Annotated in this window: 20 protein-coding genes; 7 read left to right on the forward strand and 13 right to left on the reverse strand. The window is 64.8% G+C overall.

What is annotated here, in order from left to right:
• Nucleotides 1-15 precede the first annotated feature (15 nt).
• The gene (hrpA, locus tag ACZI8R_RS10165) at nt 16-3,936 is read right to left on the reverse strand and encodes an ATP-dependent RNA helicase HrpA (protein ID WP_463379475.1); all 3,921 of its coding nucleotides are present in this window, start codon (nt 3,934-3,936) and stop codon (nt 16-18) included.
• A gap of 72 nt (nt 3,937-4,008) precedes the next feature.
• On the opposite strand from hrpA, the gene ACZI8R_RS10170 reads away from it, so the two are divergent.
• Entirely contained in the window at nt 4,009-4,656 is a 648-nt protein-coding gene (locus tag ACZI8R_RS10170) for a Pr6Pr family membrane protein (protein ID WP_463379476.1), read from the forward strand.
• A 34-nt stretch (nt 4,657-4,690) separates the two neighbouring features.
• A complete protein-coding gene (locus tag ACZI8R_RS10175) occupies nt 4,691-5,935 on the forward strand; it encodes an aminotransferase family protein (RefSeq protein ID WP_463379477.1) in 1,245 nt (414 codons plus the stop codon).
• 18 nt (nt 5,936-5,953) lie between these two features.
• On the opposite strand, the gene ACZI8R_RS10180 is transcribed toward ACZI8R_RS10175, so the two are convergent.
• Nucleotides 5,954-6,178: a hypothetical protein gene (locus ACZI8R_RS10180; RefSeq protein ID WP_463379478.1), complete on the reverse strand. Its 225-nt coding sequence runs from the start codon at nt 6,176-6,178 to the stop codon at nt 5,954-5,956.
• A gap of 40 nt (nt 6,179-6,218) precedes the next feature.
• Here ACZI8R_RS10180 and ACZI8R_RS10185 point away from each other — a divergent pair, with 40 nt between their 5' ends.
• The gene (locus ACZI8R_RS10185; protein ID WP_463379479.1) at nt 6,219-6,878 is read left to right on the forward strand and encodes a hypothetical protein; all 660 of its coding nucleotides are present in this window, start codon (nt 6,219-6,221) and stop codon (nt 6,876-6,878) included.
• Here ACZI8R_RS10185 and ACZI8R_RS10190 read toward each other — a convergent pair.
• The 5 genes from ACZI8R_RS10190 to panB form a co-directional block, all read right to left on the reverse strand.
• Complete coding sequence (locus ACZI8R_RS10190) at nt 6,853-7,359, reverse strand: hypothetical protein (protein ID WP_463379480.1); 507 nt, start codon at nt 7,357-7,359, stop codon at nt 6,853-6,855. The two genes, ACZI8R_RS10185 and ACZI8R_RS10190, sit on opposite strands and share 26 nt — an antisense overlap.
• Nucleotides 7,360-7,428: 69 nt before the next feature.
• Nucleotides 7,429-8,112 (reverse strand): PhzF family phenazine biosynthesis protein, encoded by a 684-nt coding sequence (locus ACZI8R_RS10195; RefSeq protein WP_463379481.1) that lies wholly within the window; start codon nt 8,110-8,112, stop codon nt 7,429-7,431.
• Between the two features lie 49 nt (nt 8,113-8,161).
• Nucleotides 8,162-9,118, reverse strand: coding sequence for a prolyl aminopeptidase (gene pip, locus ACZI8R_RS10200; RefSeq protein WP_463379679.1), 957 nt, complete (start codon nt 9,116-9,118; stop codon nt 8,162-8,164).
• A 23-nt stretch (nt 9,119-9,141) separates the two neighbouring features.
• Nucleotides 9,142-9,597: a hypothetical protein gene (locus tag ACZI8R_RS10205; RefSeq protein ID WP_463379482.1), complete on the reverse strand. Its 456-nt coding sequence runs from the start codon at nt 9,595-9,597 to the stop codon at nt 9,142-9,144.
• A gap of 37 nt (nt 9,598-9,634) precedes the next feature.
• Entirely contained in the window at nt 9,635-10,501 is an 867-nt protein-coding gene (gene panB, locus ACZI8R_RS10210; RefSeq protein WP_463379483.1) for a 3-methyl-2-oxobutanoate hydroxymethyltransferase, read from the reverse strand.
• 150 nt (nt 10,502-10,651) lie between these two features.
• On the opposite strand from panB, the gene ACZI8R_RS10215 reads away from it, so the two are divergent.
• From ACZI8R_RS10215 to ACZI8R_RS10230, 4 genes are all read left to right on the forward strand, one after another.
• Nucleotides 10,652-12,217: an alpha/beta hydrolase gene (locus tag ACZI8R_RS10215; RefSeq protein WP_463379484.1), complete on the forward strand. Its 1,566-nt coding sequence runs from the start codon at nt 10,652-10,654 to the stop codon at nt 12,215-12,217.
• Nucleotides 12,218-12,344: 127 nt separating this feature from the next.
• Nucleotides 12,345-13,685, forward strand: a complete 1,341-nt coding sequence (gene glnA, locus ACZI8R_RS10220) for a type I glutamate--ammonia ligase (protein ID WP_463379485.1) — start codon at nt 12,345-12,347, stop codon at nt 13,683-13,685.
• Nucleotides 13,682-16,708, forward strand: coding sequence for a bifunctional [glutamine synthetase] adenylyltransferase/[glutamine synthetase]-adenylyl-L-tyrosine phosphorylase (locus tag ACZI8R_RS10225; protein WP_463379486.1), 3,027 nt, complete (start codon nt 13,682-13,684; stop codon nt 16,706-16,708). The genes glnA (ACZI8R_RS10220) and ACZI8R_RS10225 overlap by 4 nt, the downstream gene beginning before the upstream one ends.
• Nucleotides 16,705-17,676 carry an endonuclease/exonuclease/phosphatase family protein gene (locus ACZI8R_RS10230; protein WP_463379487.1) on the forward strand — a complete coding sequence of 324 codons (972 nt, stop codon included), beginning with the start codon at nt 16,705-16,707 and terminating at the stop codon, nt 17,674-17,676. Before ACZI8R_RS10225 ends, ACZI8R_RS10230 begins: the two co-directional genes overlap by 4 nt.
• A gap of 73 nt (nt 17,677-17,749) precedes the next feature.
• On the opposite strand, the gene ACZI8R_RS10235 is transcribed toward ACZI8R_RS10230, so the two are convergent.
• The 6 genes from ACZI8R_RS10235 to glnA (ACZI8R_RS10260) all read right to left on the reverse strand — a co-directional run bounded on the left by ACZI8R_RS10235 (nt 17,750) and on the right by glnA (ACZI8R_RS10260) (nt 23,880).
• Complete coding sequence (locus ACZI8R_RS10235; protein WP_463379680.1) at nt 17,750-18,739, reverse strand: glycine betaine ABC transporter substrate-binding protein; 990 nt, start codon at nt 18,737-18,739, stop codon at nt 17,750-17,752.
• Between the two features lie 14 nt (nt 18,740-18,753).
• Nucleotides 18,754-19,509, reverse strand: coding sequence for an ABC transporter permease (locus ACZI8R_RS10240; protein ID WP_463379488.1), 756 nt, complete (start codon nt 19,507-19,509; stop codon nt 18,754-18,756).
• A complete protein-coding gene (locus ACZI8R_RS10245) occupies nt 19,506-20,756 on the reverse strand; it encodes an ABC transporter ATP-binding protein (RefSeq protein WP_463379489.1) in 1,251 nt (416 codons plus the stop codon). The genes ACZI8R_RS10240 and ACZI8R_RS10245 overlap by 4 nt, the downstream gene beginning before the upstream one ends.
• A complete protein-coding gene (locus ACZI8R_RS10250) occupies nt 20,749-21,405 on the reverse strand; it encodes an ABC transporter permease (RefSeq protein ID WP_463379490.1) in 657 nt (218 codons plus the stop codon). The genes ACZI8R_RS10245 and ACZI8R_RS10250 overlap by 8 nt, the downstream gene beginning before the upstream one ends.
• 45 nt (nt 21,406-21,450) lie before the next feature.
• Entirely contained in the window at nt 21,451-22,284 is an 834-nt protein-coding gene (locus tag ACZI8R_RS10255) for a putative protein N(5)-glutamine methyltransferase (protein WP_463379491.1), read from the reverse strand.
• A 159-nt stretch (nt 22,285-22,443) separates the two neighbouring features.
• Entirely contained in the window at nt 22,444-23,880 is a 1,437-nt protein-coding gene (glnA, locus tag ACZI8R_RS10260; RefSeq protein ID WP_463379492.1) for a type I glutamate--ammonia ligase, read from the reverse strand.
• Nucleotides 23,881-23,986: the final 106 nt, after the last annotated feature.

Here is a 23,986-nt window from a genome sequence, read left to right on the forward strand (position 1 = left end):
TGGCACCGTTCGGTGTCAGCGCGAGCGCAGTACGCCGTCCATCATCTTGAGGATTCGCTTCTCGGACACCGCCACCGGCGTGCCCAACGATTGAGCGAACAAGCTCACGCGTAGCTCTTCGATCATCCAGTGAATGGCGTCCACGTCCGGGCGGTGATGGCGCTCCGGACGGATCGACGCCAGCATTCGTTCGTATGCGGCGTAGACCCGGTCGAGGGCGTCCATTCCGTTTCGGTCGCGGTCGGCGCTGGCCGGCAGCGACTCCAGTCGAATGGTGGCCGCCGCAAGGTAGCGCGGCAGTTCGCGTAGGTGAGTCACTCCGAGGTCTGCGACGAAGCCGGGGAAGAGTAGTGAGTCCAGCTGCTCGCGCACGTCCTCGGCTGCCTCGCCTCGGGAGCGGGCGAGGATCGTGTCGAGGCGATGAGCGTTCTCGAGAGCGGGGATGGTGAGACGTAACAGGATGGTGGCGTTGCGAGGCAGGGTGTCGCGGGCGACCTTGACCAGCGCCTCGAATTCTTCGGGGCTTCGGACCGGTTCCTTCCACGAGTCGATCAGTGTGTTGGCGGCAGCGTTCCGGCAATCCGCCACCAGTGCGTCGAGGCTTCCGTCAGGATTCTGGCCCAGCGTGAGCCGCTGCACGTTGGTCACGCCAGACACGACAGTCTTGGTTCGAGTCGGAACCATGCTCAGCAGCAGTTCGCGGAGCCCCGTTCTCGTGGCGGCCTTCTGTTCCGCCGCCGTACTCAGGACTCGGACGGCGACACCGTCGTTCTCGTGTACCAGCGCGGGGTACCCCACCACCTTTTGGCCGGCTACTTCGCGGGTGACCGTGTCCGGCAATGTGCCGAGGGTGGCGGGGGTCCAGGTGAGTGCGGGGGGACGCTCGGAACTCGACGCTGTTCGAGCGACCTCGTCGCGTACGCGGGGAGCGAGCGAGTTTCGGAGCTCGGTGAGACTCTTGCTCCGACCGAGCACGTCACCGGTTTCGTCGACAGCAGCGAACGTCATACGCAGGTGGTCGGGGAGTGCGGCGGTGTCGAAGTCGTCGGGCGTGATGCGGCACGAGCCGAGTCGGGACAATTCCCGGGCCACGGCGATGGTCAGGGGTTCGGATCGGGGTTTCACGGCAGACAGTGCGGCGGCAGCGAAATCCGGTGCGGGAACCACTTGACGGCGAAGTGTCTTCGGGAGGGTCTTGATGAGTGACGTGACGAGCTCTTCACGCATCCCGGGCACGAGCCAGTCGAATCCGACCGGCCGAAGCCCCGCGAGGATCGCGATCGGAATGCGGGCCGTCACGCCGTCGTCCTCGGTGCCGGGTTCGAACTGATAGGTGAGGGGAAACTGGATCTCGCCCTGCCGCCACGCATCCGGGTATCGGCCGTCCAGGACCTCGGCAGTGTCGGAGTTGACGACCGTGTCGGGCGTGAAGTCCAGAAGATTCGGTGTCGTACGACGCGTCTTCTTCCACCAGGTGTCGAAGTGCCGTGCCGACACCGCTTCCGGCCCGATCCGGCTGTCGTAGAAGTCGAAGAGGGTGTCGTCGTCGACCAGAAGGTCTCGTCTGCGCGCGCGGTTCTCCAACTCTTCCACGTCGTCCAGGAGCGCGCGGTTGGCGTGGAAGAACTTGTGGCCCGTCTGCCACTCACCCTGCACGAGGGCATGGCGGATGAAGAGGTCTCTGGAGACCTCCGGGTCGATGGTCGAGTAGGTGACCGGGCGCTTGGCGACGAGTGGCAGCCCGTAAAGGGTCACTCGCTCGTAGGCCACGGCAGCGGCCCGCTTCGTCGACCAGTGCGGTTCGGAGTACGTCCGTTTGACCAGGCTGGGCGCCAGCTTCTCTACCCATTCGGGTTCGATGCGCGCGGACATTCGCGCCCAGAGCCTCGACGTCTCGACCAACTCGGCGGCCATGACCCAGCGCGGGGGCTTCTTGAACAGTGTCGAACCCGGAAATATTGCGAAATGCGTTCCCCGCGCACCCAAGAACTCGCGCTTCTCGCCTTCGCGAAGACCGATGTGTGACAGCAGCCCCGCAAGCAGGGACTGATGGATTGCCGACTCGGTGGCAGTAGCTTCGCCGATCTCCCAGCCGAGTCCACGGGTGATCTGGCGGAGTTGCCCGTGCAGATCCTGCCACTCGCGGATGCGAAGCCAATGCAGGAACTCGCCCTTGCACATCTTGCGGAACTGGCTGGACGAGAGTTCCCGTCGCTGATCGTTCAGGTACTCCCACAGTTTCGTGAAGGCGAGGAAGTCGGAGCCCTCCACGGCGAAGCGGGCATGCTTCTCGTCGGCTGCCTGTTGATGGTCGGAAGGTCGTTCGCGGACATCCTGAATCGACAGTGCCGACACGATGACGAGAACCTCTGCGAGACAACCGTTGCGATTGCCCTCCACGAGCATCCGTGCCATGCGCGGGTCGACGGGGAGCTGAGCGAGCTCTCGCCCGGTTGCGGTGAGGACCGGCTGCGCGCCCGGCCCGCGCTCGATGGCGCCGAGCTCTTCGAGTAGACCCACACCATCGCGCACCGCTCGCGGATCCGGCGGCTCGACGAAAGGGAATGCCGACATGTCGCCGAGACCGAGCGCCGTCATCTGCAGAATGACGGACGCGAGGTTCGTGCGCAGGATCTCGGGTTCCGTGAAGACCGGACGAGCCTCGAAATCTTCTTCCGAGTAAAGGCGGATACAGATGCCGTCGGCGACGCGCCCGCAGCGACCCGACCGCTGACGCGCGGAGGCCTGCGAGATGGGTTCGATGGGTAGGCGCTGAACCTTCGTCCGAACCGAATAGCGAGAGATACGCGCCGTACCTGGATCGATGACGTAGCGGATGCCGGGAACGGTCAGGGACGTCTCGGCCACGTTGGTGGACAGGACGACGCGGCGGCCCGAATGGGGAGCGAAGACCTTGTGCTGTTCGGCCGCCGACAATCGGGCATAGAGGGGGACGATCTCGGTGCCCCGCAGCTTGCGGTCTCGCAGGGCGTCGGCCGTGTCACGGATCTCGCGTTCACCCGAGAGGAATACGAGGATGTCGCCGTCGCCTTCGGCGCAGAGTTCGTCGACGGCCTCGCACACGGCGTCCACGGGATCCAGATCGATCACCTGATCGCCGACTTCGACCGACAGGGGGCGATAGCGCATTTCGACGGGGAAGGTGCGCCCGGAGACCTCGACGATCGGTGCCGGGCCGTCCTTCGAGGCGAAGTGCTGCGCGAAGCGTTCGGGGTCGATGGTCGCCGAGGTGATGATCACCTTGAGGTCGGGGCGGCGGGGGAGAAGTTGCTTCAGGTAGCCGAGGATGAAGTCGATGTTGAGGCTGCGCTCGTGTGCCTCGTCGATGATGAGGGTGTCGTAGCGTCGCAGCATCGCGTCACGTTGGATTTCGGCGAGCAGGATGCCGTCGGTCATCAACTTGACGAGAGTGCCGTCCGACACCTGATCGTTGAATCGGACCGTGTAACCGACGGTGTCGCCCAGATCGGTACCGACTTCTTCCGCGATACGTTCGGCGACGGTGCGGGCGGCGAGGCGGCGCGGCTGAGTGTGGCCGATGAGACCCCGCACGCCGCGGCCGAGCTCGAGGCAGATCTTGGGGATCTGCGTGGTCTTTCCCGACCCGGTCTCACCGGCGACGATGACGACTTGGTTCTCGGCGATGGCCTTGGCGATGTCGTCCTTACGCGCGGAGACCGGCAGCGCCTCCGGGTAGGTGACCTGCGGCACGTGCGCGGCTCGGGCGGTCACGCGGGCTCGGGCGTTGTCGATCTCGGATGCGATTGCCGCGAACGCTTCTGGCGTCTTGGCACGATCGAGGCGTCGCCGAAAGCGACTTTCGTCCCGGAGGGATACCTCGGACAGGCGGTCCTTCAGATCTCGACGGGACGGGGTGTTCGGCGCCCGTTCGGCGGAGGGTGGTGGCTTCGACATGCTGGTGACAGCCTAACCGGCGGCGCAATCGATTACTCCGACCAGTGGCCGCGCATGTGCAAGCATTGAAAGATGAGCCGGACCGAGGTGCTCGTCCGTGTGATCCGCTTCGCTGCGGCGGTCTACGGGATCGTGGCGTTGGTGTGGATTCCGGTGCGCAACCTGGGCGTCGATTCGTTCTCGCTGGGGAACTACCTGAGCTATTTCACGATCGAGAGCAATATTCTCGCGGTGGCCGTGCTTCTGGTCGGCGCCGCCTGCAGTCCGCGATCCGGCACCTGGCGGTCGCTGCGCTGGCAGTGGGTGCGAGGCGGCGTCACCACCTACATGGTGATCACCGCGATCGTGTACCAACTCCTCCTGGCGAACGTCGACGTGATGTTGCAGGACGGATGGATCAACATCGCAACACACCGCGCCCTGCCGCTGATCTTGCTGCTCGACTGGCTGCTGAACCCGCCGTACCACCGGATCGGCATACCTCAGAGCCTTGCGTGGTTGTGGTTTCCACTGGTCTACGGCATCTACAGCCTGGTGCGTGGGCCGATCGTGGATTGGTACCCCTATCCATTCCTGGATCCGCGGGACCAGGGGTACGGGCCGATGGCGGTGGGACTGCTCCTCGTACTCGTCGCCATGGCCGCGGTGGCTGTTGGCGTCGGGTGGATCGGGAGGGTTGCCTCTCGCCGCCGAAGCCGACCGGAGACGCTAGTGGCATAGTCGCTCATGGAACGTACGTGAGGAAAGGACTGGAATGGCATCGGCGACTGGCACCGGATCAGCACTGTGGCACGGATTCGCAGACATGGGAGCTGTGGAGCGAGGCGGCGCATTCGTCGTCTCCAAGGGTGAGGGCGCCTACATCTGGGACGACGTGGGCAACCGCTACCTCGATGCCACGGCCGGTCTCTGGTTCACCAATGTCGGCCACGGGCGCCGCGAGATCGCGGACGCCGTGGCGGAGCAGCTGTCCACTGTCGCGCACTACTCCAACTTCGGCGACTTCGCCCCGGAGACCACGGTGAAGCTCGCCGAGCGCCTCGCCAAGATCGCGCCTGTCGAAGGCAGCAAGATCTTCTTCACTTCGGGTGGCTCCGACTCGGTCGACACGGCCGCCAAGTTGGCTCGTCGTTACTGGCACGAGATGGGGAAGCCCGACAAGAACATCGTCGTCGGCAGGACCAAGGCGTACCACGGCATGCACGTGGCCGGCACTGCGCTCGCCGGCATTCCGGTGAACCGCGAGGGCTACGGCGAACTGATGGCCGACGCCGCGACGGTCGAATGGGACGAGGCCAAGAGCCTGCTCGCTCTGATCGAAGAGATCGGCGCGGATCGTATTGCCGCCTTCTTCTGTGAACCGATCATCGGTGCCGGTGGCATCTACCTGCCGCCTGACGGGTACCTGGCCGAGGTCCGTGACATCTGCCGCGAACACGACATCCTGTTCGTGGTGGACGAGGTGGTCACCGGATTCGGCCGTATCGGCGGCGAGTGGTTCGCATCCACGCGCTTCGATCTTCAGCCCGACATGATGACCACCGCCAAGGGGCTGACGTCCGGCTACGTGCCGATGGGTGCTGTGTTCATCGCGCCGCGGGTGGCGGAGCCGTTCTTCTCCGGCGGTGTGTGGTGGCGCCACGGGTACACCTACGGTGGCCACGCGGGTGCTGCCGCAGCCGCTCTCGCGAACCTCGACATTCTCGAGCGCGAGAACCTGCTCGCCGAGTCCAAGCGGCTCGAGGCTTCGCTGCACGAGCACCTCGCGCCGCTCGTAGACCACCCCCGCGTCCAGGAAGTGCGCAGTGGTCTCGGCGCCGTCGCGGCCGTACAACTCGTGGATCCCGCCGAGGCGCCGCCGTTCGTCGGGAAGCTGCGTGCACACGGAATCTCGGGCCGGGCAGCGGGACAGGGCGCGATGCAGATCTCGCCGTCGTTCGTGATGACCGACGATCAGGTCGCGGAGATGGCAGCCGGGATTCGTGCCGCACTCGGATGAGTCCGAGTGAGCGGTAGGTCAGTGGGCTGTGTCGCCCGAACCGTGCTTGTCGTCGCCGGTTCGGGCGTACGCCTGCGTGTACCGCTCGTGTAGCCGGGAGCGAACTTCGTCCGGCGTGTAGGCCTTGCGCTGGCGATCGGCGCGGACGGCGAGTGCGCCGGTCGCAGCCACACCCATGACGCCCGCCAGTCCGGCGACCTTCCACCATTGCTTCGCGGTGGGACGGGTGATTCGTAGACGCATGTCACCAGCCTAGGCGCGGGCGTCGCCTAGTGTGTTCGACATGGCCCGCCGCACAGGACGATCCGAGGTCGATCTCGACACCGCCGTGAACGAGACCCGTACCGGCGACATCTGGATCTTCCGTGGGGAATCGGCCGCAGACAGGGCAATACAAACCCTCACGAACAGTCCCGTCAATCATGTGGGAATGTCCGTGGTTCTGGGCGACCTGCCGCCCTTGATGTGGCACGCCGAACTGGGGCACTCGCTGCCGGACATGTGGTCCGGTCGTCATCAGCGAGGCGTGCAACTGCACGACCTGAAATCCGCAGTGCGGGTGTGGGGATCGAAATACGGGCAGCGTGCCTGGTTGCGTCAGCTGCTCAGCCCGATCGCCGTCGAGCAGGAAGATGCGTTGCTGCGCACCATCGCCCGACTCGATGGAACACCGTTTCCTTCGACGGCCAAACTCTTCTCGCGGTGGTTCGTCGGCCGCACACCGAAACTGCGTGGTGGGGATTCCGAGTCCGTGAGCCTCGAAAGTGCGTACTGCGCAGAAGTCGTCGCCCGGACCTACGAGGCGATGGGACTGGTGACGGGGCGCAGACGCACCAACTGGTACGATCCGGGAAAATTTTGGAGTGGCGATCGACTTCCGCTGGCGGCGGGTGTCGAGTTGGGCGACGAAGTGGCTGTCACTCTCGACCCCGGTAGTCGATGAGTCCTGGCGAGCAAAGCGAGCCGATGTCGGCAACTGTCCGATCCGAATTGCGAGCGACCCAAACAGGTTTTCCGTCCCGACACGTCGGCATCAAGAGTCGCTGGCCGTCGATAGGCCATTGCACGTAGGGGAGGCCGCCTGCCAACTGATCTTGCACTTCACCAGCGATCGACACTGTCAGATCCTGGATCGACTGTTCGATGAACCGCGCTCCGAAAGAGAACCCTCGCAATGCGGTGGTTCCGGCGCTCTTATGCCGCGGTCGGGGGCCAGCTTCGAGCGCGATGTCGCAGAATTCGGTGTCGAGTACCGATACCGTCCACAGGCAGTTCTCCATGTACGTATCGGGTCCGTACCAACGGCACTGCAGGTCCCGGCCCACGGCCTGGCACGCTTCGACGAACTTCGTCGGGGCGTCATCTGGTGCGTCAGGTCCGGTGATCGAAAACGTCCACACATAGAGATAATTGTTATCGGGCATGAACATTCACCCAGCTTTGCACGGCACCACGCTGGTGACGTCAGTTTTGCGAGTGTGCGGGTATTGGACTCAGAGAAGCGTCCGCGACTCGTCGGGGCGAACCAACCCGCCGACCTCGATCCACCCGTCGGGGTCGTAGGTGGTTCGCAGTTGGGAGCCTTGACCCTGGTTGATGAGGAGGGCCAATCGGAGATTCTCGGTGAGTCGCACGGCGGCGGCGCCCGTCGCCTCGTCTTCCGCTATCCCCATGTCGGGCGCGAACATTCGGGTACGCACCGAGTGTTCGAGTTTGTCCACCCACGCCCACACGTAGTGGTGACCCTCACCGAACTTTTCCGGGTCGGCCGCGTCCACGTCCTCCACGGTGTCGAGAGGGTAGATAGAGAACTCCGGTGCCCACTCTGCTCGCGCCCGCACCCACCACGCCTCGCCGGACTTGCGCGTGGCGATCTCACCGGCCGATGTCTCCAAGGCGCCCACAGGCGTGCCACGTTGGTCGAGCCACCATGCGGTGCCGACGGTCGGATGTCCGGCGAACGGCAGCTCGGAGACGGGGGTGTAGATCTGCAGACGGGCCCGATCGGCGCCGGCCTCGGGCAGCTCCACGAACACCGTTTCGCTGTAACCCAGTTCCTTCGCCACTGCCTGACGTTCGTCGACAGGTACCGCGGCAGCGTCGACGATTCCGAGAGGGTTGCCGTGCTTGCCGTCCGTGTCGGTGAAGACCCGGACCACGTCTACGTTGACTGCCATCCCTGCACCATATCGAAATCCGCTGGACCGGTGACGCAGGATTGCGGTGTCAGGATCGGAACCGATCCGTGGCGCTCACGAGGTGGTGGACGATGCCGGGTTCGAGCGCGCTGTGTCCCGCATCGTCGACGACGTGCAGAGCAGACCAGGGCCACGCCTTGTGCAGTTCCCAGGCGCTGATCGCCGGGCACACCACGTCGTAGCGGCCCTGCACGATCACCCCGGGAATGCCGGCCAGAAGGTGGGCGTCGCGAAGCAGCTGACCGTCGTCGATGAAGCCGCGATTGTGGAAGTAGTGGTTCTCGATGCGAGCGAACGCCAACGCGAAGCGTGGGTCGGCATTCTCTTCGACACGTTCGGGGTGGGGGATGAGTGAACTGGTTGTGGCTTCCCATGTGGACCACGCGACCGCTGCCCGAGTTGCGACGTCGAGGTCGTCATCGTGAAGTAGCCGGTGATAGACCTCGACGAGGTCGTCACCGCGCTCGGACTCGGGTACGGGTTCGAGGAACTTCTCCCACTGCTCGGGGAAGATGTTGCCGGCGCCCCCGTTGTAGTACCAGTCGATCTCGCTGCGGCGCAGCAGGAATATGCCGCGCAACACCAGTTCGGTCACCCGCTCGGGGTGACGCTGCGCGTAGGTGAGCGCCAGGGTCGAGCCCCACGATCCGCCGAACACCTGCCAGCGGTCCACCCCGAGGTGCTCACGAAGAACCTCGATGTCGGACACGAGATGATCGGTGGTGTTCACCGAGAGGTCCGCTCCGTCTGCGACGTGTGGGGTCGACCGGCCACACCCGCGCTGATCGAACAGGACGATGCGATATGCCGCCGGATCGAAGTACCGACGCTGATCCGGGCCGGTGCCACCGCCGGGGCCGCCGTGCACGAACACCACGGGACGGCCGTCGGGGTTACCGCTCTGTTCCCAATGGAGCTGCTGGCCGTCACCGACGTCGAGGAATCCCGACTCGTAGGGATCGAGTGGTGGGTACAACGTGCGCAGTTGCCGAGTCTCCGTATCGGCGCTCACAGTCCGATCAGTCCCGATGCCAGATCAGGAATGTCGATGGCCGAGATCGCACCTTCACGAACGTCCGGGCAGGCAGACGACGTGATCGTGTCGATCCGCGACTTGTCCTGGACGAACGAGATCGGATCGAGGCCGTTCTGGGCAATCCACGAACCGACCAGCGTGTTCAATCCGGCCTTGCCGATTGTCGGCGTGTAGGTCCGCCAGCTCTGCAGTTGCTTCTCCATGTCGGTGCACAACTGCTGCGCCTGTGCCTCGGTGACTCCACCCGCCACCTCGCCACCCTGAGTGGGCGAGGGCTCGGTCGGTGCTTGGGACTCGGAGGAGGGAGCGGGTGCCGGCCCCTCGTTGTTGCCCGCGCATCCCGCGGCGAACAGGGCAAGGGCGATGCCGCCGGCTGCGAATGCAGCACGGCGGCGCCCGAGCAGGTCGGTCTGACGGTGTTCCTTCATGAACACCCCTCTCGGCTCGTGAAGCTGGTGAGCAGCGTCAGAAGCTGTGCTCCTCGGCGGGGAAGGTGCCCGCACGAACCTCGGCGGCGTATGCCGCGGCGGCGCTGCGCAATTCGCCACCGACATTACCGAAGCTCTTGACGAACTTCGCGGTCCTGCCCGAGGTGTAGGACGCCATGTCCTGCCACACCAGCACCTGGGCGTCGCACTCCACGCCCGCGCCGATACCGACCGTGGGGATGGTGAGCTTGCGGGTGACCTGTCCGGCGATGTCGGCAGGGACCATCTCCATGACGACCGAGAACGCTCCGGCCTCCTGGACGGCGATGGCGTCGGCGATCAACTGATCGGACGCGTCACCGCGACCCTGGACCCGGAAGCCGCCAAGGGTGTTGACGCTCTGCGGCGTGAAGCCCACGTGCGCCATGACCGGAATTCCGGCAGCCGTCAGCGCGGCGATCTGCGGTGCGATGCGCTCGCCACCCTCGAGCTTGATCGCGTGCGCAAGCCCTTCCTTCATGAAGCGCGTTGCGGTGGCGAGTGCCTGCTCGGGCGATGCTTCGTAACTGCCGAACGGAAGGTCGGCAACGACCAGCGCGTTCGGGGCGCCACGAACGACGCCGCGAACGAGCGGAATCAGTTCGTCCGCTGTGACGGGGACGGTGGTGTCGTAGCCGTAGACGACGTTGGCGGCCGAGTCACCCACGAGGAGTACCGGAATGCCGGCTTCCTCGAAGATGCGTGCCGTGGAGTAGTCGTACGCGGTGAGCATCGACCACCGCTCACCCTCGGCCTTCATCGTCTGAAGATGGTGGATGCGGGTCTTGCGCTTCGGCGCGGCAGTCCCGTACAGCGCGGTTTCGGGCTGGGATTCTGCGGGCCGAGCGTTCTCTGTTGCGGACATCGTTCGATACCTTTCGTGCCTCGAGGCCCTTGTCGGGTCCCCGGGTGGAGGTGATGACGCCTCAAGTCTGCCACCGCGCGAAGGGGCTGCGAAGTGGGAGTGCAGGTGCGATGGGTCACACCTCCGGTCTGCCTGGCACGATCGGGTGTCATGCGGAAGTCTTTGGTGGGTGTCGTGCCCCTGCGTATGGCAGTGACGCTCTGTAGCGCGGTGGTGCTCGTCGCCTCCTGTGCGGGCAGTACGTCGGGCGAGGCCGAGCCTTCCGGGTCGGAGCGCTCCGGCCCCGCCGGAGCCGTCCCCGCGGGGCTCGAGGAGTTCTATTCACAGGAACTGACCTGGGGTTCGTGCGACGGCTTCAGTACGGACGGTTCCGACCTCTCGGGCGTCGAATGCGCCAAGGTGATCGTGCCCGTCGACTATGCGGATCCGGGTGGCCCCACCGCGGACATCGCGATTTCCAGGGCGGCGGCCTCCAGCGAGTCACAAGGCTCGTTGCTGATCAATCCAGGCGGCCCGGGCGCTTCCGGTCTCGGTGCTGCTGCGGTGACCGGTGGGTCACCTGTGGCCGAACACTTCGACACCATCGGTTTCGATCCTCGCGGTATCGGCGCGTCGACACCCGCAGTTCGATGCCTGACGGCGCCGGAGGTGGACGCTCAGCGCCAGGACCTCGACATCGACATGAGTCCCGAGGGTATTGCGGAGTCCGAGACGGAGAACCGTGACTACGCGCAGAAGTGCGCCGAACGATCCGGCGTCGAGTTGCTCGCCCATGTGGGCACCTACGAGGTGATCCGGGACATGGACGTCATCCGGTCCGTTCTCGGTGACGAGAAGCTGAACTACCTCGGCTACTCGTACGGCACCAGACTCGGTTCGAGTTATGCGGAGGCGTTCCCGGATCGAGTGCGCTCGATGGTGCTCGACGGCGCGCTGGATCCGGAACAGGATCCGGTCGAGGAAGTGATCCTGCAGGCAGCCGGATTCCAGGCCGCATTCGGTGCCTTCGTCGAGGACTGCGTGAAGTCGCCCGACTGCCCGCTCGGTACGGACCCGGCGCTGGCCGACGAGAAGTTTCGCGCCCTGGTCGACCCACTGATCGAGAAGCCGGCAGCGACGACCGACCCGCGCGGCCTGAGCTACACGGACGCGATCACCGGGGTTCAGCAGGCGCTTTACTCGCCGAGTCTGTGGGGCCTGCTCCGTGGCGGGTTGAGCAGTCTCGCCGATGGCACCGGCGACTCGTTGCTGCGTTTGGCGGACATGTACGAGGGCCGGGCGGACGACGGCAGCTACTCCAACCTCAACGACGCCTTCAACGCCATTCGTTGCGCAGACGACCCGCCGGAGACCGATCGCGCGGTGACGGGCGAGGCCGATACGCGCTACCGGGAGGCCGCGCCCTTCCTGGACGACGGCCGCGGGACCGGAAATGCGCCGCTCGACATCTGCGCGTTCTGGCCCACCCCGAACACCAGCGAACCGCACACGATCGACGCGCCCGGTGTGCCGCCGATCGTGGTCGTGTCCACCACGGAGGACCCGGCCACGCCGTACCAGGCGGGTGTCGACCTGGCCGCCCAGTTGGGTGGTTCGCTGATCACGTACCGGGGCACCCAGCACACCGTCGTGTTCGACGGGGAGTCCTGCGTGGACGACGCGGTCGCGGACTATTTCGTCGATCTCACCGTTCCGAAGGACGGGCTCGAGTGTTGAGCGTGGCGTACATTCTCGCCGCACCTCACGGCTGCACGCAGGCACTATGTAATCGGGATGTGTGGCGAGTGGTGGGGGATTGCGCGAAGTAACACAGATTTAACGAACTTTGCTTAGTCTCGCGGACATGGATCGCCAAAAGGAGTTCGTGCTTCGCACCCTGGAAGAGCGCGATATTCGGTTCGTCCGATTGTGGTTCACGGACGTGCTCGGGTACCTGAAATCCGTCGCTATCGCGCCGGCGGAACTGGAAGGCGCGTTCGAAGAAGGGATCGGCTTCGACGGCTCTGCCATCGAGGGGTTCTCGCGCGTCTCCGAGGCGGACACCGTCGCCAAGCCCGATGCGTCCACGTTCCAGGTTCTCCCGTGGAGTTCGAGCAAGGGACACCAGCATTCCGCGCGCATGTTCTGTGACATCGCGATGCCGGACGGTTCGCCGTCCTGGGCCGACTCCAGGCACGTGCTGCGTCGTCAACTGAACAAGGCCAGTGACCTCGGCTTCAGTTGCTACGTTCACCCCGAGATCGAGTTCTTCCTGCTCGAGAACGGTCCGATGGACGGCACACCGCCGATCCCCGCGGACTCCGGCGGATACTTCGACCAGGCCGTCCACGACTCGGCCCCCAACTTCCGTCGCCACGCGATCGACGCGCTGGAGTCGATGGGCATCTCTGTGGAGTTCAGTCACCACGAGGCCGCTCCGGGTCAGCAGGAGATCGATCTGCGCTACGCGGACGCCCTCTCGATGGCCGACAACGTGATGACGTTCCGCTACGTCGTCAAGGAGGTCGCCATCTCCGAAGGCGTGCGGGCCACGTTCATGCCGAAGCCGTTCAGCAACGAGGCCGGCTCGGCGATGCACACGCACATGAGCCTCTTCGAAGGTGACACGAACGCCTTCCACAATCCGGACGATCCGATGCAGTTGTCGGACACCGGCAAGGCGTTCATCGCCGGCATCCTCGAGCACGCGAACGAGATCAGCGCGGTCACCAACCAGTGGGTCAACTCCTACAAGCGTCTGGTGCACGGCGGGGAGGCCCCGACCGCAGCGTCGTGGGGTCCGTCCAACCGCTCCGCGCTGGTGCGCGTTCCGATGTACACGCCGAACAAGGCATCCTCGCGTCGTGTCGAGATTCGCAGCCCGGACTCCGCGTGCAACCCGTATCTGACGTTCGCGGTGCTGCTCGCAGCAGGGCTTCGCGGTGTGGAGCAGGGCTACGAGCTGCCACCGGAAGCCGAGGACGACGTCTGGTCGTTGACCTCCGCCGAGCGCCGCGCCATGGGCTACAAGGAATTGCCCGGCAATCTGGACACGGCACTGCGTGAGATGGAGAAGTCCGAGCTCGTCGCGGAGGCGTTGGGGGAGCACGTGTTCGACTTCTTCCTGCGTAACAAGCGTCGCGAGTGGGAGGACTACCGCGCCAGAGTGACGCCGTTCGAGCTCGAGACCTACCTCGGGTTGTGAGTGGACGCGCGGTGAAGCCACCTGCAGCACGGTCTGCCATCCCAGGTCCGGGTCGTCTCGGTCTCGTCGAGCCGACCGCACCCGACGAGTTGCGTGAACTCGGCTGGGTCGATGTGTCCAAGGTCGAGGTGTTGTGGTCGTTGTCGCGCGCCGCGAACGCCGATCTGGCGCTGCGCACTCTCGTTCGCCTGAAGGAGGGTCTCGGCGACGAGTGGCGCGAACTCGACCACGCACTCGACACCGACAAGGGCCTACGTGGCCGCCTTTTCGGGCTTCTCGGCGCGTCGAGCGCGTTCGGCGACCACCTCGTTGCCGAGCCTTCCTCCTGGCGGATCCTGGCCGGTGACGTCGACCTGCCGTCGAGGCAGGAGGCGACGGACCGGCTTCTCGAATCGGTCGAGGCAACTGCGGAGCCGGGTTCCGGGCCGGACGTCCTGATGTACCGGGCCGCTGTCACCGGCCCGGATGCGGTTGCCGCGCTGCGAAAGTCCTACCGCGACCAGCTGATGTTGCTGGCGGCCGTCGACCTCGCGGCCACCGTCGAGAACGAGCCGGTGCTCCCGTATCAAGCTGTCGGACACCAGCTGTCCGACCTCGCCGATGCGGCGCTCACCGCGGCCTTGGCTGTTGCCGTCGCGACCGTGTGCCCGGACGAGCCGTGCCCGGTCCGACTGGCGGTGATCGCCATGGGCAAATGCGGTGCTCGTGAACTCAACTACGTGAGCGACGTCGACGTCGTGTTCGTCGCGGAGCCCGCCGACGCCGTAGCGAGTCGTCTCGCCGGCGAGATGATGCGTATCGGTTCCTCTGCGTTTTTCGACGTGGACGCAGCTCTACGGCCGGAAGGTAAACGCGGTGAACTGGTTCGCACCCTCGAATCGCACGTCGCGTACTACAAGCGCTGGGCAAAGACCTGGGAATTCCAGGCGCTGCTGAAGGCGCGCCCCATGACCGGGGACCTGGTGCTCGGCAAGCAGTACTCCGATGCGCTGAGCCCGATGGTGTGGATCGCCTCCGAGCGCGAGAACTTCGTACCCGAGGTTCAGGCCATGCGCCGCCGGGTTGAGGAAATGGTTCCCGCGGAACTGCGCGAGCGTGAGCTCAAGCTCGGCCGAGGAAGCTTGCGTGACGTCGAGTTCGCAGTGCAGCTGTTGCAGCTCGTCCACGGCCGCGCAGACGACTCTCTGCACGTGCAGAGCACGGTCGACGCGTTGAGTGCGCTTGCGGCCGCTGGTTACGTCGGTCGTGACGATGCGGCGAATCTCACTGCGTCGTACGAGTTCCTGCGTCTGCTCGAGCATCGACTGCAGTTGCAGAAGCTCAAGCGCACTCACACGCTGCCGCCGGCGGACGACGAAGAGGCCTTGCGGTGGCTGGCACGTGCCGCGCACATGCGTCCGGACGGAACGAAGGATGCCCTCGGGGTCCTGAACGCGGAGATTCGGCGCAACTCGCATCGGGTGCGACGCCTGCATGCCAAGCTCTTCTACCGTCCGTTGCTCGAATCGGTCGCGCGCACGGACAAGGATGCGCTTCGGTTGTCGCCGGACGGCGCTACGCGTCAGCTCGCCGCTCTGGGATACACGGCGCCGCAGAATGCGCTCGGACACCTGACGGCGCTGACCGGAGGTGCGTCACGCAAGGGGCGCATCCAGGCGCTGTTGCTCCCCACACTGCTCGAATGTCTCGCGGACACACCGGATCCCGATGCCGGTCTCCTCGCGTACCGACGTCTGTCGGATGCGATGGTCGACCAGACCTGGTTCCTGCGTCTACTCCGTGACGAGGCGTCGGTGGCGGAACGCTTGATGACGGTTCTGGGATCGTCCGCCTACGTTCCGGACCTTCTCGTGAAGGCGCCCGACGTCGTTCGGCTCTTCGCGGACGCACCGAGCGGGCCGAGACTGTTGGAATCGAAGCCGGAGGACGTCGCCCGCGGAATCCTCACTGCGTCGGCACGTTACGACGACCCGACACGGGCGATCAACGCGGCACGGTCGCTTCGTCGCTACGAACTCGCGCGAGTCGCCTCCGCGGACATCCTGGGGATGTTGGACGTCCCGCAGGTGTGCAAGGCGCTGTCTTCGGTCTGGGCCGCCGTGCTCAACGCGGCATTGACCGCTGTGATCAAAGCGAGTGTGGCCAAACGAGGCGCGCCCGCACCCGCAGACTTCACGGTGATCGGCATGGGCCGTCTCGGTGGCGGTGAGCTCGGCTACGGCTCCGACGCGGACGTCCTGTTCGTGTGCGATCCGGTGGAGGGCGTGGAAGAGTCCGTCGCGGTCAAGTGGGCCAACAGCATTGCCGACCAGGTACGAACCCTGCTGGGTGCGCCGAGCACGGATCCGCCGCTCGAAGTCGACACCGGATTGCGTCCGGAAGGTCGAAACGGGCCCGTGGTGCGAACGATCGCGTCCTACGCTGCGTACTACGACCAGTGGGCGCAGGCGTGGGAGGTGCAAGCCCTGTTGCGGGCGCACCACATAGCGGGAGACCCGGACTTGGGTCTGCGGTTCCTGCACATGATCGACAAGACTCGATACCCCGAAGGTGGCGTGTCCGACCAGTCCGTCCGTGAGATTCGGCGGATCAAGGCGCGCATCGACTCCGAGCGTCTGCCGCGCGGCGCCGATCCCGCCACTCACACCAAACTGGGTCGAGGCGGTCTGGCGGACATCGAGTGGACCGTGCAGTTGTTGCAGCTGCGATACGCGGACGAGCTGATGTCCCTGCACAACACGTCCACGCTCGAGACCTTGGACGCGATCGGTGCGGCCGAACTCCTCGGTGAGGCCGACGTCGAATTGTTGCGCGATGCGTGGATCACGGCGACGAAGGCACGAAACTCCTTGGTTCTCGTCCGTGGGAAGCCGACCGATCAACTGCCCGGGACGGGACGGGTGCTGTCTGCCGTCGCACAGGTCGCCGGTTGGGGGAACGACGATGCGGGGGAGTTCCTCGACAACTATCTCCGAATCACGAGGCGAGCGAAAGCGGTCGTGGAGAGAGTCTTCGGAGAGTGATCTCCCGCTGGATTCGGCGCCTGCTGATCGGCGCCGGGTGGCTTGCTGTGCTCGTCGGCGCGTTCGGTGTCGTTCTGCGAACGCTCGACCTGCACAACCAGCGACTGATCATGATGGTGTCGGCGGCGCCGTATCTGATGGCGATCGGTGCTCTCGGCGTCGTCCTGCTGGGGTTCACTCGCCACTGGATCGGCTTCGCCGTGTCGCTGATGGTGTCGGCGGTGGCGGTGTGGGGACAGGCCCCGCTGTACATTCCGGACGGCGAGCCAGGCACGGACGGTAACGAACTCACGGTGATGCAGGCGAACATCTGGCTCGGAAACGCCGATGCGGATGCACTCGTTCGCCAGATCGGGTCGGAGCGGGTCGACGTGATCACGGTCGACGAACTGACTCCGGAGGCGATCGACCGTCTCACGGCAGCCGGTATCACGGACGAACTCCCGTATTCCTTCACTCGGCCGTACAGCGGGGGAGCGGGTACGGGCATCTGGAGCCGATACCCCCTGTCGGACGAGGTGCACTACGAAGAGTTTCTACTCGCCGGCCTTTCGGCCCGAATCACGCTGCCCGACACGACGAGCGCCGCCGTCTTCGCGCTTCACCCGGTACCGCCGTGGCCCACTCCTGTCTCCACATGGGCGGCCGAGATGGACCGTATCTCCGACATCTTGAACGCGGTGCCGGCCGATGCCGGCCCAGTCGTCGTCAGTGGCGACTTCAACTCGACACGAGATCACGTCAAGTATCGAAACTTGGTGTCGGGCCGCTATCGCGACGTGGCAGATCAGGTCGGCGCCGGTGTGCAGAACACGTATCCGGCGGACAGGTCACCGATTCCGCCCATGATCGCCATCGACCACATCGCCACCAGTGCGGCCCCGGCTCGCTCGGTGGATGTCGTCACGATCGAAGGTTCGGACCACCGCGGGTTGATTGCGCGGCTGGTTCTCCCACCACCCGCCTGACCAATGTCACACACGTTCAGCTCACGCGAACCGGTGTGACATTGGTCGGGGTGCGCGGGGCGGGGGAGGCGGGTCAGGGCAGGGAAACGAACCCTTCGGACACCATCCAGTCGCGGGCGGCATCGGCGGGTTCCTTACCGTCGACGTCGACCTGGCGGTTGAGTTCGGTGATCGCCTCGTCGGTCAACGCCGCCGAAACCGGAGCCATGATGTCCGCCACCTCCGGATGGGCGTCGGCGAACTCCTTGTGCATCGTGATTGCCGCGTTGTACTTGGGGAAGAACGATCGGTCGTCGTCCAGGAGAACGAGGTCGAGAGCCGGGATGCGCCCATCCGTGGTGAACACCTCGCCGAACTTGCACGGCGAGCCGTTGGCAGTGGCCTGGTAGATGATTCCGGTCTGCAGGATCGGGCGGTCGACGGCATTCGGGTCGAATTCGTATCGCTCGGCCATGCCGGGGAATCCGTCCTGCCGAACGTTGAATTCGGTTTCCACACACGTGGTCGCGGCGGCCGGGTCGTTCTTCACGAGGTCGGCGTACTGGGACAGGGTGGTGATGCCCGTTTCCTGGGCCGTCTGCTTGCTCATCGCCAGCGCGTAGGTGTTGTTCATCGGCGCGGGGTCGACCCAGACGATGTCGTTCTGTGCCAGGTCCGCATCACGCACAGCCTCGAACTGGGCAGCCGGATCCGGGATGGGCTCCTCGTTGCCGAGGTAGTTGATCCATCCGTTGCCCGTGTACTCGTAGGTGATGTCGATCTGGCCGTCGAGTTGGGCGTCGCGCGTGCTGCTGGACCCTTGGATGTTGGTGAGGTCTCGAACCTCTGCACCTGCGGCACTGAGCGCGAACTCGATGATGTATCCGAGGATGACCTGCTCCGTGAATTCCTTCGAACCCACGGTCACCTGCACACCCTCGAGCGAAGACACCGGTTCGATGCTGCCCGGCTCCACCGAGAGTGGAATGGCGCCACCGGATTCCAGTCCGCAGCCGGCCGCAGTCACGGCGGTGACCGCAGCCAGGGCGGCAGTGGCAAGGCGAACGCGGAACGCCTTCTTCATGACGCGCCCCGACTTCATCGCAATCCCTTCGGACCGAGGAACTCTTCTGCCAGTGCGCCCAGCCAGTCGACGAGCAATGCCAGCGCGACGGCAAGGACGGCGCCCACCACGAGGGTGACGTTGTCGCGCAGTTTGTAGCCGGTATCGATGAGAATACCGAGACCACCTGCGCTGACGAGGAAACTGAGTGTGGCGGTACCCACCGCGAGCACGAGCGACGTGCGTAGGCCGGCGAGAATATACGGAATCGCAAGCGGCAGTTCGACGGTACGCAGGATGAGCCGTGCCGACATGCCCTGCCCCCGTCCCGCATCGATGAGTGCCGGGTTCACCTCCTGCAGGCCCAGCATGGTGTTGCGCAGCACGGGGAGCAGTGAGTAGAACGCGATCGGAAGAACACCGATCCAGAAGCCGGTGCGGTTGGTCGCGAGGAACAGAAGGACCAGCAGACCGATTGCGGGGGCGGCCTGTCCGATGTTCGCGATCCCGATGAATATCGGTGCCAGGCGTTTGAATCGGGGCCGGGTCAGCAGGATGCCGAGCGGCACCGCGATGACGACGACGAGCGCGACCACCACCACAGTGAGCAGCACGTGCTGCCAGGTGAGGGTGGCGATGTTGGCGGCGTTGATGCTCGCCTTCTGGCTCTCGCTGAGATCGCGTGAGAACGCCCAGGCCAGGACGCCGACCACCAGAATCGCGACGATGATCGGCTGAACGTAGAGGCGCGCACGCTCCGGCTTCACCGCGCTCGCGACTGCCGAAGTCATGAAGGGTCACCGCCCCCGATGGGCCGACTACCGGTAGAGGCGGCCGAGTCGGGGGACGTCTCGTCGGAGTCCACGTCGTCGGTGTCGGTGTGCTCGGCGCGCATCGCAGCAAGATGGGAGACCAGGGTGTCGATGGTGATGAGGCCCTCGAACTGTCCCCGGCGTCCGGTGACGACGGCGGAGGCATTGCTGTCCACGAGAAGGGATTCGAGGGCGTCCTGCAACGTGGACTTGGTGGATACGAGGTCGGTCACCTCGACACCCACGCCGCGGAGCGACGATGCATGCGCGAGATGCGCCGCCGAAACCCATTTCGCAGGACGGCTGCGCTCGTCGAGGACAATTCCCCACTTGGCCCTCTTTGTGGCCATCTCTGCCCGTAGTTCTTCGACGGAGCCGTCCAAGGTTCCGGTCGGGCAACTCGCCAGATCGACGTCGCCGACTCGGGTGAGAGTCAACTGCTTGAGCGAGGCATCCGCGCCGACGAATCCGGACACGGTGTCGTTGGCAGGATTCGCGAGGATCGCCTCGGGGGTGTCGTACTGGAGAATGCGGGACTGGTTGCCGAGGACTGCGATTCGGTCGCCGAGTTTGACGGCCTCGTTGAAGTCGTGGGTCACGAACACGATGGTCTTGCCCAGTTCGGTCTGGAGGCGGACCAATTCGTCCTGAAGCAGTCCGCGAGTGATGGGGTCCACGGCGCCGAACGGTTCGTCCATCAGGAGCACGGGAGGATCGGCAGCGAGTGCTCGGGCGACCCCGACGCGTTGCTGTTGGCCACCGGACAGTTGGCGCGGAAAGCGGTCGCGGTAGGTGTCGGGATCGAGTCCGACGAGGTCGAGCATCTCGTCGGTTCGCGCGGCGATGCGCTTCTTGTCCCACCCGAGGAGGCCGGGGACGGTTCCGACGTTCTTGGCGATCGTCAGGTGTGGAAACAGACCGGCCTGCTGAATCGAGTATCCGATACCGCGACGAAGCTTGTCCGGGTCGATGGACAGCGCGTCCTTGCCGTCGATCGTGATCTTCCCGGAGGTCGGCTCGATGAGCCGATTGATCATGCGCATCGTGGTGGTTTTCCCGCAGCCGGACGGGCCGACGAAGACCACCGTCTCACCGGCAGGAATGGTCATCGACACCCTGTCCACAGCAGGTGCTTTCGATCCGGGGTACCTCTTCACGACATCTTCGAGGACGATATCGACTCCGGATACGATCCGCTCTTCGGCGGCGGGTTGGGTCTCAGTCACGAATTCCCCTGGGAGTTGTGAGTCGGCCGACGAGGACGTAGATCCCGTCGAGGATCAAGGCGAGCACGACGATGAGGATGGTTCCCGTCAACGCCTGCGACACGGCTGTGGGGCTGCCGACTCGTGACAAGCCGGAGAAGATGAGATTTCCGAGACCCGGACCCTTGGCATATGCGGCGATGGCCAAAATTCCCATCAACATCTGCGTGGACACCCGCATACCGGCCAGAATCGACGGCCAGGCCAGGGGAATTTCGATTCGGCTCAGGACCAGAGCTCGCCCCATTCCGATTCCGCGGGCGGCATCGGTGATCGCGGGATCGACGGAGGCGAGTCCGAGAATCGTATTCCGAATAATCGGTAGAAGGGCATACAGCACGAGAGCAGTCACCGTCGGCGCGACGCCGAGCCCGAGAATCGGGATGAGTAGTCCCAGAAGGGCGAATGACGGAACCGTGAGAATCGTGCTGGCCAGTGCCGTAGCGATGGACGAACCCATCGGACTGCGATACACCAGAATTCCGATGGCGACCGCAACGATGGTGGCGATAACCACCGATTGGATTACGGCACTGACATGAAGAAACGAATCGGTGAGCAACTGTTGTCGTCGCGCGGAGGCGAACTCCCAGAGGTCGCTGAATACCAAAGGTTCACCCCGTGCGGTTCATGAATCATGTGCCGATGTTGCGTTTCACCTTTCACAGTGCGGGGCGCAATTGCAAGAGTTGAAATCACCTGGCGTGTCATCATTACTGGCGCGGGCCACGATCACGGTGGTGCCGTATTCGCTCGTGTGGGCAGATTCGGTTGCCATTCCAGCATTTCGACACAATGCTTCGGACGCCGAACTCTGCTTTGCACTGGTCTCGACGACGATACGACCACCCGGCGCCAGCCACTTCGATGCTTCGGCGACGATGCGGCGTTGGATGTCGAGGCCGTCGGGGCCGCCGTCGAGGGCCGAATGCGGCTCGTGCAGCCGAGCCTCCACCGGCATCATCTCGATCTCGTCGGTGGGGACGTACGGCGCATTGGCCACCACGAGATCTATCCGGCCGCACAGATTGCCAGGAAGCGGATCGAACAGATCACCTTCGTAGACGGTGCCGCCTGCGGCTTCGACGGTCGGTCGGGCGCAGCGGATACACACCGGGTCGATGTCCACTGCATACAGCCGCACCTTCGGGAAGCGTTCGAGCAGTGCGACTCCGACGGCGCCGGATCCGCAACACATGTCGACGACCGTCGTTTGCTCCGACATGTGCGCCGCCGCGACCCGAACGAGAAACTCGGTACGTCGACGCGGCACGAACACGCCCTCACTCACCGGAATTCGTAGTCCACAGAATTCCGCCCATCCGAGAACGTGTTCGAGAGGGGTCCCGGAGAGGCGACGCCTGACGAGTTCGGCAAGTTCGTCGGGTGATTCGGCCGACTCCACGAGAAGGGCGGCCTCTTCCTCGGCGAAAACGCACCCCGCTTCTCGGAGGGTGGTGACGAGATCGAGTGGGGGATCAGTCGGCACGTGGGGACCTGCGTGATCGAGGTGGCGGCGAAGAATGTGGATACGGTACCGCGGACAGCGGGTAGATGAACGCAGAAATCCGGCCGACCCACTGCCACGGAGGTGGCGGCGGATCGGCCGGACTCATGTCAGCTGTGTCGACTCACACGCGGTGCCGACTCACACGTCGTAGTAGAGCTCGAACTCGTACGGGTGCGGTCGCAGGTTGACCGGAGCGATTTCCTGTTCACGCTTGAGCGAGATCCAGGTCTCGATGAGGTCGGAGGTGAAGACTCCACCCTCGGTGAGGTAGTCGTGATCCTGCTCGAGACGGTCGATGACGGTCGAGAGCTGGGTGGGGGCCTGCGGGATGTTGCGGGCCTCCTCCGGCGGTAGCTCGTACAGGTCCTTGTCGACCGGTGCCATCGGCTCGATCTTGTTCTTGATGCCGTCGAGGCCGGCCATCATCTGCGCCGCGAAGTTCAGGTACGGGTTACCCGAGGAGTCGGGAGCGCGGAACTCGAGGCGCTTGGCCTTCGGGTTGTTGCCGGTGATGGGGATACGCACGGCTGCGGAGCGGTTGCGCTGGCTGTACACCAAGTTGATGGGGGCTTCGTAGCCCGGCACCAGGCGGTGGTACGAGTTGATCGTCGGGTTGGTGAAGGCCAACAGCGACGGGGCGTGGTGCAGGATGCCGCCGATGTAGTGGCGTGCCATGTCGGACAGGCCCGCGTAGCCGGCCTCATCGTGGAACAGCGGCTTGCCGTCCTTCCACAGCGACTGGTGGACGTGCATGCCCGAGCCGTTGTCGCCGAACAGCGGCTTCGGCATGAAGGTGGCCGACTTGCCGTGCTTCCAGCAGGTGTTCTTCACGATGTACTTGAACAGCTGCAGGTCGTCTGCGGCGGCAAGCAGGGTGTTGAACTTGTAGTTGATCTCCTGCTGCCCGCCGGTACCGACCTCGTGGTGGCCGCGCTCGAGCTCGAAGCCCGCGTTGGACAGGTTGGTGGAGATCTCGTCGCGCAGGTCGACGTAGTGGTCGTAGGGCGCGACGGGGAAGTAACCACCCTTGGCGCGAACCTTGTAGCCGAGGTTGGGGCTGCCGTCGGCGTTGCGCTCGTTGCCGGTGTTCCAGGCGCCGGACACTGCGTCGAGCTTGTAGAACGCACCGTTCATGCTCGAGTCGTATGCGACGGAGTCGAAGATGTAGAACTCGGCCTCGGCACCGAAGAAGGCGGTGTCGGCGATGCCGGTCGACTTCAAGTACTCCTCGGCCTTACGAGCGACGTTGCGCGGGTCGCGGCTGTAGGACTCGCGAGTGAACGGGTCGTGGACGAAGAAGTTGATGTTCAGCGTCTTGGCGGCACGGAACGGGTCGATCTGCGCGGTGGTGACGTCGGGAAGCAACATCATGTCCGACTCGTGAATCGACTGGAAGCCGCGAACGGAGGAGCCGTCGAACGCGAGGCCGTCCTCGAAGACGTCCTGGTTGAACGCGAAGGCCGGGATCGAGAAGTGCTGCTGGACGCCGGGCAGATCGCTGAACCGGATGTCGACGTACTCGACGTTTTCGTCCTTGATGAACTTGATGACCTCTTCGGCCGTGGTGAAAGCCACGCTTGTGCTCCTTAAGTCGCTTCAGCCAAGTGGGTATTGGCGAATTCGTCGAGCCAGACGCTATGGACCTGGTGTTGCCCGCTGGTCAACCTTTTGTTTCGCCCGT

This window comes from Rhodococcus huquni (assembly GCF_055231055.1).